At 70.3% G+C, this 13350-nt stretch carries 10 protein-coding genes; 6 read left to right on the forward strand and 4 right to left on the reverse strand.

Annotated features, from left to right (window positions below; all coding sequences use genetic code 11):
* Positions 1-119: 119 nt before the first annotated feature.
* On the forward strand, positions 120-1481 hold the full coding sequence (glnA, locus tag NW895_RS06225) for a type I glutamate--ammonia ligase (RefSeq protein ID WP_289934295.1): 1362 nt from the start codon (positions 120-122) through the stop codon (positions 1479-1481).
* A gap of 56 nt (positions 1482-1537) precedes the next feature.
* On the opposite strand, the gene NW895_RS06230 is transcribed toward glnA, so the two are convergent.
* Positions 1538-1984, reverse strand: a complete 447-nt coding sequence (locus NW895_RS06230; protein ID WP_289934296.1) for a VOC family protein — start codon at positions 1982-1984, stop codon at positions 1538-1540.
* Between the two features lie 48 nt (positions 1985-2032).
* Positions 2033-2545 carry a pyridoxamine 5'-phosphate oxidase family protein gene (locus tag NW895_RS06235; RefSeq protein ID WP_289934809.1) on the reverse strand — a complete coding sequence of 171 codons (513 nt, stop codon included), beginning with the start codon at positions 2543-2545 and terminating at the stop codon, positions 2033-2035.
* A 158-nt stretch (positions 2546-2703) separates the two neighbouring features.
* Between NW895_RS06235 and NW895_RS06240 the strand changes: the two genes are divergently transcribed.
* Positions 2704-5712 (forward strand): bifunctional [glutamine synthetase] adenylyltransferase/[glutamine synthetase]-adenylyl-L-tyrosine phosphorylase, encoded by a 3009-nt coding sequence (locus NW895_RS06240; protein ID WP_289934297.1) that lies wholly within the window; start codon positions 2704-2706, stop codon positions 5710-5712.
* 51 nt (positions 5713-5763) lie between these two features.
* Here the strand turns inward: NW895_RS06240 and NW895_RS06245 are convergent, their stop codons facing one another.
* Both NW895_RS06245 and NW895_RS06250 read right to left on the reverse strand, forming a co-directional pair.
* Entirely contained in the window at positions 5764-6627 is an 864-nt protein-coding gene (locus NW895_RS06245; protein WP_289934298.1) for a phosphatase PAP2 family protein, read from the reverse strand.
* A 179-nt stretch (positions 6628-6806) separates the two neighbouring features.
* A complete protein-coding gene (locus NW895_RS06250) occupies positions 6807-7841 on the reverse strand; it encodes a LacI family DNA-binding transcriptional regulator (RefSeq protein ID WP_289934299.1) in 1035 nt (344 codons plus the stop codon).
* 339 nt (positions 7842-8180) lie between these two features.
* Here NW895_RS06250 and NW895_RS06255 point away from each other — a divergent pair, with 339 nt between their 5' ends.
* The 4 genes from NW895_RS06255 (at position 8181) to NW895_RS06270 (ending at position 13342) form a co-directional block, all read left to right on the forward strand.
* Entirely contained in the window at positions 8181-9452 is a 1272-nt protein-coding gene (locus tag NW895_RS06255; RefSeq protein WP_289934300.1) for an extracellular solute-binding protein, read from the forward strand.
* Positions 9453-9573: 121 nt separating this feature from the next.
* Entirely contained in the window at positions 9574-10578 is a 1005-nt protein-coding gene (locus tag NW895_RS06260; protein WP_289934301.1) for a sugar ABC transporter permease, read from the forward strand.
* 13 nt (positions 10579-10591) lie between these two features.
* Complete coding sequence (locus NW895_RS06265) at positions 10592-11503, forward strand: ABC transporter permease subunit (RefSeq protein WP_289934302.1); 912 nt, start codon at positions 10592-10594, stop codon at positions 11501-11503.
* Between the two features lie 147 nt (positions 11504-11650).
* Positions 11651-13342 carry a glycoside hydrolase family 13 protein gene (locus tag NW895_RS06270; RefSeq protein WP_289934303.1) on the forward strand — a complete coding sequence of 564 codons (1692 nt, stop codon included), beginning with the start codon at positions 11651-11653 and terminating at the stop codon, positions 13340-13342.
* The last annotated feature ends 8 nt before the right edge of the window (positions 13343-13350 follow it).

The following is a 13350-nucleotide window of genomic DNA, read 5'->3' on the forward strand; positions in this document are numbered from 1 at the left end:
GGCCGATCAAGGTCCGCAACGCGCATGAAATGGTGTTGTGGTGGGATGCTCAGGTGCCCTACCGCCTCCCGTGGTGTGGGAGACAGGCGGCCTGACCAGCAAGGATGGGGAAGCGGAAGATGGACAAGCAGCAGGAGTTCGTGCTCCGGACGTTGGAGGAGCGCGACATCCGGTTCGTACGCCTGTGGTTCACGGACGTGCTGGGCTTCCTCAAGTCCGTGGCCGTGGCCCCGGCCGAGCTGGAGCAGGCCTTCGACGAGGGCATCGGCTTCGACGGCTCGGCCATCGAGGGCTTCGCCCGGGTCTACGAGTCCGACATGATCGCCAAGCCGGACCCGTCGACCTTCCAGGTCCTGCCGTGGCGTGCGGAGGCCCCCGGCACGGCCCGTATGTTCTGCGACATCCTCATGCCGGACGGCTCCCCGTCCTTCGCCGACCCGCGCTATGTCCTCAAGCGCGCCCTGGCCCGCGCGAGCGACCTCGGCTTCACCTTCTACACGCACCCGGAGATCGAGTTCTTCCTGCTGAAGGACAGGCCGCTCGACGGCAGCCGTCCGACGCCCGCGGACAACTCCGGCTACTTCGACCACACCCCGACCAACGTCGGCATGGACTTCCGCCGCCAGGCGATCACCATGCTGGAGTCGATGGGCATCTCGGTGGAGTTCTCCCACCACGAGGGCGCCCCGGGCCAGCAGGAAATCGATCTCAGGTACGCGGACGCGCTGTCCACGGCCGACAACATCATGACGTTCCGCCTGGTCATGAAGCAGGTGGCGCTGGAGCAGGGGGTCCAGGCGACCTTCATGCCCAAGCCGTTCTCCGAGCATCCGGGCAGCGGCATGCACACCCACCTCTCCCTCTTCGAGGGCGACCGGAACGCCTTCTACGAGTCGGGCTCGGAGTACCAGCTCTCCAAGGTCGGCCGCTCGTTCATCGCGGGCCTGCTGCGGCACGCGGCGGAGATCTCCGCGGTCACCAACCAGTGGGTCAACTCCTACAAGCGCATCTGGGGCGGCACCGAGCGCACCGCGGGCGCCGGCGGCGAGGCCCCCTCGTACATCTGCTGGGGCCACAACAACCGCTCGGCCCTGGTTCGCGTGCCCATGTACAAGCCCGGCAAGACGGGCTCGGCCCGGGTGGAGGTCCGCTCCCTCGACTCCGGCGCGAACCCCTACCTGGCCTACGCCGTCCTCCTCGCCGCCGGCCTGAAGGGCATCGAGGAGAGCTACGAGCTCCCGCCGGGCGCCGAGGACGACGTCTGGGCCCTCTCCGACGCCGAGCGCCGCGCGATGGGCATCGAGCCGCTGCCGCAGAACCTCGGCGAGGCCCTGACCCTGATGGAGCGCAGCGACCTGGTCGCGGAGACCCTGGGCGAGCACGTCTTCGACTTCTTCCTGCGCAACAAGCGGCAGGAGTGGGAGGAGTACCGCTCGGAGGTCACGGCGTTCGAGCTGCGGAAGAACCTTCCGGCGCTGTAAGGCGGGTGCGCTGCCTGAGGCCGACGGTCGCGGACCGTCGGCCCGGTGGCCCCGGTCTACTGCTGTCGCGCCGCCGGCTGCGCCAGCACCCGATGCAACGGCTCCGTGGCCCTGCGCCGGTACTCCTGTACCGCCCACCCGTTGCCGTCGGGGTCCTTGAAGTACATGAACGTGGCGCCGTCGTCCGGGGCGTACCGCACCGGCTCCGAGACGTCGAGGCCGCGTTCGACCAGTTCGGCGCGGGCCGCCTCGATGTCGGCGACGCACAGTTGGAGGCCCTGGTAGGAGCCGGGGGCCGGCTTGGGGCCCGGGGCCATCTCCCAGATCGTGTCGCCGAGGGCGATCGAGCAGCCGGAGCCCGGAGGGGTCAGCTGGACGATCCGCATGCCCGGCATGACCTCCTGGTCGATGTCGACATGGAAGCCGAGCTTGTCGCGGTAGAAGTCGCGGGCCCGGTCGATGTCGGTGACGGGCAGCGGGATCACTTCGAGGGTCATGTCCATGGGCGGGGCTCCTTTGCCGGATGCCGTGCGTACGTCCAAGGTGGCACGTCAGTGGAACCGCCACCGCGTCTGGCTGAACGGCTCCCCCTTACCGAAGCCGAAAACCGTGCGGGGCGCCACCGCGAAGACGAGAGCGTGGCCGGAACCGTGATGGAAGGCCCCCTCCCGTACCTCGAAGTGCCAGAAGTCGCCGTACTTCGCCTCCCACGCCGCCGCCAGCTCACGCAGCCGGCCGTCGTCGGACACCCGCACCGCCTCACCCTCGACCACCAGGTCGTAGCCCTCGTCCCAGGCGTTGGTGCCGGTCGTCAGCACGACGTGCGGGTTCCCGGCGAGGTTCTTCGCCTTGCGTTCCCCGGGGCCGGTGCAGAAATGCAGCGCCCCGTGCGCCCACACCGCGAGCAGCGGGGTCACGTGCGGCCGTCCGTCCTGCCGTACCGTGGAGATCCAGAACAGTTCCGCGTCGGAGAGCAGCGCCTCCGCTTCGGGCCAGGGGGTCGCGTCGGCCGTTCCGTCGCTGTAGCGCGGGTCGAGGCGGGTCTCGGGTTGCTTCTCGGTCATCTCGGTCATCTCGGTCATCGCCGGGCCTCCAGACGTTTCCCTCGACAGTGCGGCCCTGCAGTGCAGACCCTGCGCGCAAGCGGAACTCATCGGCCCTTCCGCGAGCCGCTCCGGTTAGGCTCAAGCCCGTACGACCTTGATCCGACGGGAGGCCGGGGATGACGGCGGCGCCGGGGCGCAGAAGCAGTACCTTCTCGCGACTGCTGCGGCACGGCTTCACCGATGCCACGGCCGCCGAGCGGCTGCTGGAGAGCGCGGAGCTCGCGCCGGTCCGCAACGACCCCGTCCTGCTCGAAGCGCTCGGCGCCACCGCCGACCCCGACCTCGCCCTGCGCGGTCTCGTACGGCTGCTCGAAGCCCAGCCCGCCCCCACCGCCCGCCGTGAGCTGCTCGACACGCTGATCGCGGCCAAGCCCCTGCGCGACCGCCTCCTCGGCGTGCTCGGCGCCTCGTCCGCGCTCGCCGAGCACCTCGCCCGGCACCCCAGCGACTGGCAGGCGCTGGTCACGTACGAGCCGGAGGACCTGCACCCCGGCGTGGAGGAGTTCGAGCGCTGCCTGGACGAGGCCACCGACCCCGTCCGGCTCCGCGTCGCCTACCGGCGCTGTCTGCTGTCCATCGCCGCCCGTGACGTGTGCGGCACCATCGACGTCTCCGAGACCGCCGCCGAGCTCGCCGACCTCGCGACCGCCACCCTGCGTGCCGCCCTCCGCATCGCCGAGGCCGCCGCACCGCAGGACGCCGCGCTGTGCCGGCTCGCGGTGATCGCGATGGGCAAGTGCGGCGGGAACGAGCTGAACTACGTCTCCGACGTCGACGTGATCTTCGTCGGCGAGGCCGTCGACGGCGCCGACGAGGGCAAGGCGCTGCGGGCCGCGACCAAGCTCGCCTCGCACATGATGCGGATCTGCTCCGAGACCACCGTGGAGGGGTCCATCTGGCCCGTGGACGCCAACCTGCGTCCCGAGGGCAGAAACGGTCCTCTCGTGCGCACGCTCAGCAGCCACCTCGCCTACTACCAGCGCTGGGCCAAGACCTGGGAGTTCCAGGCGCTGCTCAAGGCCCGCCCGGTGGCCGGCGACCTCCGGCTCGGCGCCGAGTACGTCGCCGCCCTGGAACCCCTGGTGTGGCAGGCCGCCGAGCGCGAGAACTTCGTCGCCGACGTGCAGAAGATGCGCCGCCGCGTGGTGGAGACCATCCCCGCCGCCGAGGTCGAACGGCAGCTCAAGCTGGGGCCGGGCGGCCTCAGGGACGTCGAGTTCGCCGTGCAGCTGCTGCAGCTCGTGCACGGGCGCGCCGACGCTTCCCTGCGGAGCGGTACCACGCTGGCCGCGCTGGGCGCCCTGGCGGCGGGCGGGTACGTCGGCCGCGCCGACGCGGCCCAGCTCGACGACGCCTACCGCTTCCTGCGCTCCATGGAGCACCGCATCCAGCTCTACCGGCTGCGCCGCACCCACCTGGTCCCCGAGGACGACGCCGACCTGCGCCGCATCGGCCGCTCCCTCGGTCTGCGCGTCGACCCGGTCGCCGAGCTGAAGCGCGAGTGGAAACGGCACGCCACCGTCGTACGCCGGCTGCACGAGAAGCTCTTCTACCGTCCGCTGCTCGACGCCGTGGCCCAGCTCGCCCCGGGTGAGGCCCGGCTGAGCGCCGAGGCGGCGCGGGAGCGGTTCGTCGCGCTCGGGTACGCCGACCCGGCCTCCGCGCTGCGGCACCTGGAGGCACTGGCCTCAGGGGTCTCCCGCAAGGCCGCCATCCAGCGCACCCTGCTGCCCGTTCTGCTGGGCTGGTTCGCCGACTCCGCCGACCCGGACGCGGGTCTGCTCAACTTCCGCAAGGTCTCGGACGCGCTCGGCAAGACGCCCTGGTACCTGCGGCTGCTCAGGGACGAGGGAGCGGCGGCCGAGAACCTCGCCCGGGTGCTGTCCGCCGGGCGGCTCGCGCCCGACCTGCTCATGCGCGCCCCGGAAGCCGTGGCGCTGCTCGGCGACGGGGACGGCGGTGGGCTGGAGCCCCGGGGCCGCGCTCAGCTGGAGCAGGAGATCCTCGCCGCCGTCGGCCGGGCCGGCGACGCCGCGCAGGCGGTCACCGCGGCGCGGGGCGTACGGCGCCGGGAACTGTTCCGTACGGCCGCCGCCGACATCGTCGGCTCCTACGGCACCGAGACCCAGCCCGCCGAGGCCGACCAGGGCGCCCTGGTCGACCTGGTCGGCAGCGCGGTGTCGGACCTGACCGCCGCGACCCTCGCGGGCACCCTCCGCGCGGTGGTCCGTGCGGGCTGGGGCGACACCCTGCCCACGCGGTTCGCCATCATCGGCATGGGCCGCTTCGGCGGCCACGAACTGGGCTACGGCTCCGACGCGGACGTGCTGTTCGTGCACGAGCCGCGGGACGGCGTCGACGAGCGGGAGGCCGGTCAGGCCGCGGCCAAGGTCGTCTCCGAGATGCGCCGCCTGCTGCAGATCCCCAGCCTGGACCCGCCCCTCCTCATCGACGCGGACCTGCGTCCGGAGGGCAAGTCCGGGCCGCTCGTACGGACGCTGAAGTCGTACGAGGCCTACTACCGCCGCTGGTCCCTCACCTGGGAGTCGCACGCGCTGCTGCGGGCCGAGTGCGTCGCCGGGGACGAGGAGCTGGGCCGCCGTTTCATCGAGCTCATCGACCCGCTGCGGTACCCGGCGGACGGACTCGGCGACGACGCCGTGCGCGAGATCCGGCGGCTGAAGGCCCGCATGGAGACCGAGCGGCTGCCGCGCGGCGCCGACCCGAAGCTGCACGCCAAGCTGGGGCCCGGCGGCCTGTCCGACGTCGAGTGGACCGTGCAGCTGCTGCAGCTGCGGCACGGGGCGGAGGAGCCGGGCCTGCGCACCACCCGCACCCGGGAGGCCCTCGCCGCCGCGCGCACGGCCGGGCTCATCCCGGAGGAGGACGCCGCGATCCTGGACGAGGCGTGGGTGCTGGCGAGCCGCGTACGGAACGCGGTGATGCTGGTGCGCGGACGGGCCGGGGACACCTTCCCCTCCGACGCCCGCGAACTGGCGGCCGTCGGCCGCTACCTGGGATACGGCCCGGGACGCGTCGGCGACATGCTGGACGCCTACCGCCGCACGACCCGCCGCGCACGCGGCGTGGTGAACGAGCTGTTCTACGGGTCGGCGGAACGATAGCCGGCCGCCGGTGCCGAGCCCGGCCGCGATCCCCCTCCGGGGCCGGCAGGGCTACGCCTTCGACGGCACCAGCGTTCCGCCCGCCCCCCGCTTCGGCACCACCTTCGGCAGGGCGTACGGCAGGCTTCCGTACCACACCCCCGCCACTGCGAACCCGAAGGCCAGGCACAGGATGCCGCCCACCGCGTCCAGCCAGAAGTGGTTGGCGGTGGCGACGATGACCACCAGCGTGACCGCCGGGTAGACCAGGCCCAGGACGCGGACCCACGGGATGGTGGCGAGGGCGAAGATCGTCAGGCCGCACCACAGGGACCAGCCGATGTGCATCGACGGCATCGCGGCGTACTGGTTGGACATGTTCTTCAGGTCGCCGGACGCCATCGACCCCCAGGTCTGATGGACCATGACGGTGTCGACGAACTGGCTGCCGTTCATCAGACGGGGCGGGGCGAGCGGGTACAGGTAGTAACCGACCAGGGCGACCCCCGTGGTCGAGAACAGCACCAGCCGCGTCGCCGCGTACCGCCCGGGATGGCTGCGGTAGAGCCACACCAGCACACCCAGCGTCACCACGAAGTGCAGCGTGGCGTAGTAGTAGTTCATCCCGACGATCAGCCAAGTCACCGAGTTCACGACCCGGTTGACCGACTCCTCGACGGCGATGCCGAGGTGGTGCTCCAGCCCCCAGATCCAGTCGGCGTTGCGCAACGCCTCCGCCCGCTGTTCGGGAACGGCGTTGCGGATGAGGGAGTACGTCCAGTAACTGAGCCCGATCAGCAGGATCTCGAACCACAGACGAGGGCGCCGCGGACTGCGCAGCCGGCGTCCCGGAACTGGCTGGTTCTGGACCGTAGGGGGGTGCGGGACGGCCGCTTCCTCGCGGTCTTCCGGCTCCGTCACGGTCAGGTCACGCATAGGCACAAAGTCTGCCAGAAAGGCCTTCTCACTCCGATGATCCCCCGGTCGGGTCAGGGGCGCATGTTCTACGGCGGGAAGACACGGAGGAGAGACTGTGCGCGGCTACCACCTGCGCATTGTTCGAAAACGGCTCGAAAACGGGGCTCGAGGACGGGGCTCGAGGACGGGCCTCCGCCTCAGGAACGGTTCCGCTCCCCGGGCGCCGAAGCGGTCGAGCCGCGCACCACCAGCTCCGGCATGAACACGAACTCGCTGTGGGGGGCCGGCGTCCCGCCGATCTCCTCCAGGAGCGTGCGCACGGCGGCCTGTCCCATGGCCGGAACCGGCTTGCGGATCGTCGTCAGGGGCGGGTCGGTGAAGGCGATCAGCGGCGAGTCGTCGAAGCCGACGACCGAGATGTCCTTCGGCACGTCCAGGCCGTGCTGCCGCGCCGCCCGTATCGCGCCCAGCGCCATCATGTCGCTGGCGCACACCACGGCCGTACAGCCGCGGTCGATGAGCGCGGTGGCGGCGGCCTGGCCGCCCTCCAGGGTGTAGAGGGAGTGCTGGACCAGTTCCGACTCCACGGCCTGGGCGGTCAGACCCAGCTGGTCCTGCATGGTGCGGACGAAGCCCTCGATCTTGCGCTGCACGGGCACGAACCGCTTCGGGCCGAGGGCCAGACCGATCCGTGTGTGGCCCAGCGACACCAGGTGCGTGACCGCCAGTGTCATCGCCGCCCGGTCGTCGGGGGAGATGAACGGCGCCTGCACCTTCGCCGAGAAGCCGTCGACCAGCACGTACGGCACGCCCTGGGCGCGCAGCCGGTCGTAGCGCGTCATGTCGGCGGTGGTGTCCGCGTGCAGTCCGGAGACATAGATGATCCCGGCGACCCCGCGGTCCACGAGCATCTCCGTCAGCTCGTCCTCCGTCGACCCGCCCGGTGTCTGCGTGGCCAGCACCGGGGTGTAGCCCTGCCGGGTCAGCGCCTGGCCGATGACCTGGGCCAGCGCCGGGAATATCGGGTTCTCCAGCTCCGGGGTGATCAGGCCCACCAGCCCCTCGCTGCGCTGCCGCAGCCGCACCGGGCGTTCGTAGCCCAGCACGTCCAGGGCGGCCAGCACGGACTGGCGGGTGGTGGCGGCGACGCCCGGCTTCCCGTTGAGGACGCGGCTGACGGTCGCTTCGCTCACCCCCGCCTGAGCAGCGATGTCGGCAAGCCGTGTGGTCACAGCACTGGACTGTAGCGGCCGTGGCGTCATCGCGGTCCCTCATGTCCTGGTAGGCGTCCGGTTCGCAACGGATGATTCCCCGCTGCCCCAGCCTGTGGCAAGTGCTTGCAGAGTCTTGCACAAGCGCCCCTGGGGTCACTGACCGGCCGTAAGCCTTGGCCTTCCGTGGCCTCACGGGCCCGGAAGGGAGATCACGGCGCGGTAACTCTCACCCCTCCTTTCACTTTTTTGCTGCAAGGTCTTTCGCAAGTCTTACAGGCGCCGCTACTCTCACCGACGCCCGGCGGCCAACGGCGCAGTCGGCAGCACCACACGGGCCTTCACCCTCAAGGAGAACTCATGCGGCGTGGCATAGCGGCCACCGCGCTCGTGGCGTCCCTCGCCCTCGCGGCGACGGCCTGCGGCTCAGGCAGCGACAGCGGCGACAAGGCCGGCGGTCCGGTCACCATCACCTGGTGGGACACCTCCAACGCCACCAATGAGGCGCCGACGTACAAGGCGCTGATCAAGGAGTTCGAGGCCGCCAACAAGGACGTCGAGGTCAAGTACGTCAACGTCCCCTTCGACCAGGCGGAGAACAAGTTCGACACGGCCGCCGGCTCCAAGGGCGCCCCCGACGTGCTGCGCTCCGAGGTCGGCTGGACCCCCGCCTTCGCCAAGAAGGGCTACTTCCTGCCGCTGGACGACACCGAGGCGCTCGCCGACGAGGGCAAGTTCAAGTCCAACCTGATCGAGCAGGCCAGGTACGAGGGCAAGACGTACGGCGTGCCGTTCACCACGGACACCCTCGCGCTCGTCTACAACAAGGAGCTCTTCGAGAAGGCCGGCGTCGAGGCCCCGAGGACCTGGGACGACCTGAAGAAGGCCGCCGCCACCATCAAGGACAGGACCGGCGTCGACGGCTACTGGGGCTCCACCCAGGCCTACTACGCGCAGAGCTTCCTCCACGGTGAGGGCACCGACACCGTCGACGCCGACGCCAAGAAGATCACCGTCACCTCGCCCGAGGCGAAGAAGGCGTACGGCACCTGGCTGAGCCTGTTCTCCGGCAAGGGACTGCACAAGGCCGACACCACCGCCGACGCCTACGCCCACATCCAGGAGGCGTTCGTCAGCGGCAAGGTCGCCTCGATCATCCAGGGCCCGTGGGAGATCACGAACTTCTACAAGGGCTCCGCCTTCAAGGACAGGGACAACCTCGGCATCGCCACCGTCCCGGCCGGTTCCACCGGCAAGGCGGGCGCCCCGACCGGCGGCCACAACCTCTCCGTCTACGCCGGTTCCGACGAGGCGCACCAGAAGGCCGCGCTGAAGTTCGTGAAGTTCATGACCTCGGCGAAGTCCCAGGAGACCATCGCCCTGAAGAACTCCACGCTGCCCACGCGTGACGACGCCTACACCGCCGAGGTCAAGGCCGACCCGGGCATCGCCGGCTACCAGGGCGTCCTCGCCGCCGCCCAGCCGCGCCCGGCGCTGCCCGAGTACAGCTCCCTGTGGGGCCCGCTCGACGACGAACTGCTCAAGGTCGCCGGCGGCAAGGAGTCCCTGGACAAGGGGCTGAGCAATGCCGAGCTCGCGATCGCCAAGCTGGTGCCGGACTTCAGCAAGTGAGCCCCGGGTGGCCGCCGCGTTCCCCTCGGGGGAGGGATGCGGCGGCCACCGGCCCGTGCGCCGCACTCCTTGATCTTCTCGATCTTCCCGCTCCGCAGACCTTCGAAAAGGTTGTCGAACCATGACAGTCGCCATCGATCGCGCGACCGGCAAGCGCCGCGGTGGCCGCGCTCCACGCCCCGGGCCGGTCCAACGTCTCCAGCACGGCTACCGGAAGTACTGGTACGCCTACGCCATGATCGCGCCCGTGGTCGTCGTGCTCGGCGTCCTCGTGGTGTATCCGCTGGTGTACGGCTTCTACCTCACCCTCACCGACGCCGACAGCCTCAACACCGCACGCACCATCGGCGTCAACCACATCGACGCCACGTACCGGTTCATCGGCTTCGACAACTACGCCGACATCCTGTGGGGCCCGACCGCCTACGACCGCTTCTGGTCACACGTCCTCTGGACGATCGTCTGGACGGCGCTGTGCGTCGCCCTGCACTACGGCATCGGTCTGGGCCTCGCGCTGCTGCTCAACCAGAAGCTGCGCGGCCGGACCCTGTACCGGCTGATCCTGATCCTGCCGTGGGCGGTGCCGACCTTCGTCACCGTGTTCGGCTGGCGCTTCATGCTCGCCGACGGCGGCATCATCAACTCCGGGCTCGAAGCCCTGCACCTGCCGGCGCCGCTGTGGCTGGAGGACACCTTCTGGCAGCGGTTCGCCGCGATCATGGTCAACACCTGGTGCGGGGTGCCGTTCATGATGGTCTCGCTGCTCGGCGGCCTGCAGTCCATCGACACCAGCCTGTACGAGGCCGCCGAGATGGACGGCGCGAACGCCTGGCAGCGGTTCCGGTACGTCACCCTGCCGGGCCTGAGCTCCGTCAGCTCCACCGTCGTCCTGCTCGGCGTCATCTGGACCTTCAACCAGTTCGCCGTGATCTTCCTGCTGTTCGGCAACACCGCCGACGAGGCCCAGATCCTCGTCACCTGGGCCTACCGCCTGGGCTTCGGACAGCAGCCACGCGACTACGCGCAGTCCGCGGCCTACGGCATCCTCCTGCTGGGCATCCTGATCGTCTTCACCTCCTTCTACCGCCGCTGGCTGAACCGCAATGAGCAGCAGCTCGCGATCTGAGGCAGGAGTTCCCATGAGTACGCCCACTGTCGAGACCTCCGCCGCGGTGACCGGGCAGGACCCGTCCGCCGCGTCGCCGCGCAGGGCGCGCCGCCGCGACGAGCGCGGTCTCCTCGCCTCCCTGGCCTCCCACGGCGTCCTGATCGCCGCGAGTCTCGCCGCGCTCTTCCCGATCGGCTGGCTGGCCTTCCTCTCCCTCGGCCCGGACAAGGACGACTATCTGCACCCCGGGCGCATCTGGGGGAAGATGTCCTTCGACAACTACACGTTCGTCCTGCTGCACACGCCCTTCTTCGACTGGCTGAAGAGCACGCTGATCGTCTCGCTCGGCGCCACGCTCATCGGGGTCCTGGCGGCGGCCACCACCGGCTACGCGGTCTCCCGGATGCGCTTTCCGGGTTACAGGAAGCTCATGTGGGTGCTTTTGGTCACCCAGATGTTCCCTATTGCCGTACTGATCGTGCCCATGTACCAGATTCTGTCGGATCTACAGCTCATCGACAGTTACCTTGGGCTCATCCTCGTCTACTGCTCGACCGCGGTGCCGTACAGCGCCTGGCTGCTCAAGGGCTACTTCGACACCATCCCGTTCGAGATCGACGAGGCGGGACGCGTCGACGGGCTGACCCCCTTCGGCACGTTCGCACGGCTGATCCTGCCGCTGGCCAAACCCGGGCTGGCAGTCGCCGCCTTCTACAACTTCATCACCGCGTTCGGTGAGGTCGCCTTCGCCACGACGTTCATGCTGGACGACACGAAGTACTCCTTCGCCGTCGGCCTGCAGAGCTTCATCAGCGAGCACGACGCGCAGCGCAACCTCATGGCCGCCACCGCCGTGCTGGTCGCGATTCCCGCGTCCGCGTTCTTCTACCTCGTGCAGAAGAACCTGGTGACCGGCCTCACCGCGGGCGGCACCAAGGGCTGACGCCCCGGCCCCGGACTCCCGCGCGCCTCGCCGCGCGGGTGGCGGCCGCGGTGCCCTCCGACCCCGCTGCACCGCGGCCGCCTCGTCACCACGCCCGGACCGACACCCATGCCCCATGACCAGCATCCGTCACGTACCAAGGACGCCATGAGCCAGCACTCCGCCGCCCCGGCACCCTCCCCCAAGCTCTTCGAGCAGGGGGGACCCTCAGCCCCGGCCGCCGTCGCCAAGCGCCGCGACTGGTGGCGGGACGCGGTGATCTACCAGGTCTATCCGCGCAGCTTCGCCGACAGCAACGGCGACGGCATGGGCGACCTGGAGGGCGTACGCTCCCGCCTGCCGTACCTGCGCGACCTCGGCGTGGACGCGGTGTGGCTCAGCCCCTTCTACGCCTCGCCGCAGGCCGACGCCGGGTACGACGTCGCCGACTACCGGGCCGTCGACCCCATGTTCGGCACCCTCCTGGACGCCGACGCGCTGATCCGCGACGCCCACCGGCTGGGACTCAGGATCATCGTCGACCTGGTCCCCAACCACTCCTCCGACCAGCACGAATGGTTCAGACGAGCGGTGGCGGAGGGGCCGGGTTCGCCGCTGCGGGAGCGCTACTACTTCCGTCCGGGCAGGGGAGACAACGGTGAGCTGCCGCCCAACGACTGGGAGTCGATCTTCGGCGGGCCCGCCTGGACGAGGGTGCCGGACGGCGAGTGGTACCTGCACCTCTTCGCCCCCGAGCAGCCCGACTTCAACTGGGAGCACCCGGCCGTCGGCGACGAGTTCCGCTCGATCCTGCGCTTCTGGCTCGACATGGGCGTCGACGGCTTCCGCATCGATGTCGCGCACGGCCTGGTGAAGGCGGAGGGCCTTCCTGACCTTGGATCTCACGATCAGGTGAAGCTGCTGGGCAACGATGTCATGCCGTTCTTCGATCAGGACGGTGTGCACGAGATCTACCGGCAGTGGCGTCGCATCCTCGACGAGTACGCCGGGGAGCGCATCTTCGTGGCGGAGGCCTGGACTCCCACCATCGAGCGCACCGCCCACTACGTCCGCCCCGACGAGCTGCACCAGGCCTTCAACTTCCAGTACCTGAGCACCCACTGGGACGCCGAGGAACTGCGTGAGGTCATCGACCGCACCCTGGAGGCCATGCGCCCGGTCGGCGCCCCCTCCACCTGGGTCCTGTCCAACCACGACGTCACCCGGCACGCCACCCGCTTCGCCAACCCGCCCGGCCTCGGCACCCAGATCCGCCTCGCCGGTGACCGGGAACTGGGGCTGAAGCGGGCGAGGGCGGCGACGCTGCTGATGCTGGCGCTGCCCGGATCCGCCTACATCTACCAGGGCGAGGAGCTCGGCCTCCCGGACGTCGTCGACCTGCCGGACGAGGTGCGCCAGGACCCGGCGTACTTCCGTGGCGCCGGCCAGGACGGTTTCCGTGACGGCTGCCGGGTGCCGATCCCCTGGACGCGCACCGGATCGTCGTACGGCTTCGGCAGCGGCGGCAGCTGGCTGCCGCAGCCCGAGGGCTGGGGCGAGCTGAGCGTCGAGGCGCAGACCGGCGTGCCCGGCTCGACCCTGGAGCTGTACCGCTGCGCGCTCGCCGTCCGCCGCTCACAGCCCGACCTGGGCGCCGGCGACGGTGTGCAGTGGCTGCGGGCGCCCGAGGGCGTCCTCGCCTTCCGGCGCGGGGAGTTCGTCTGTGTCGCCAACACCACCGGCGAGTCGGTGGCGCTTCCCGCCTACGGCCGGGTACTGCTCGCCAGCGGTGACGTGACCGAGGCGGACGGCGAGGCGAAGGTGCCGGCCGACACCACGGTGTGGTGGACGACCGCCTGAGGGCCGGC

The sequence above is a fragment of the Streptomyces sp. S.PNR 29 genome (assembly GCF_030386795.1).
Lineage (GTDB): Bacteria > Actinomycetota > Actinomycetes > Streptomycetales > Streptomycetaceae > Streptomyces.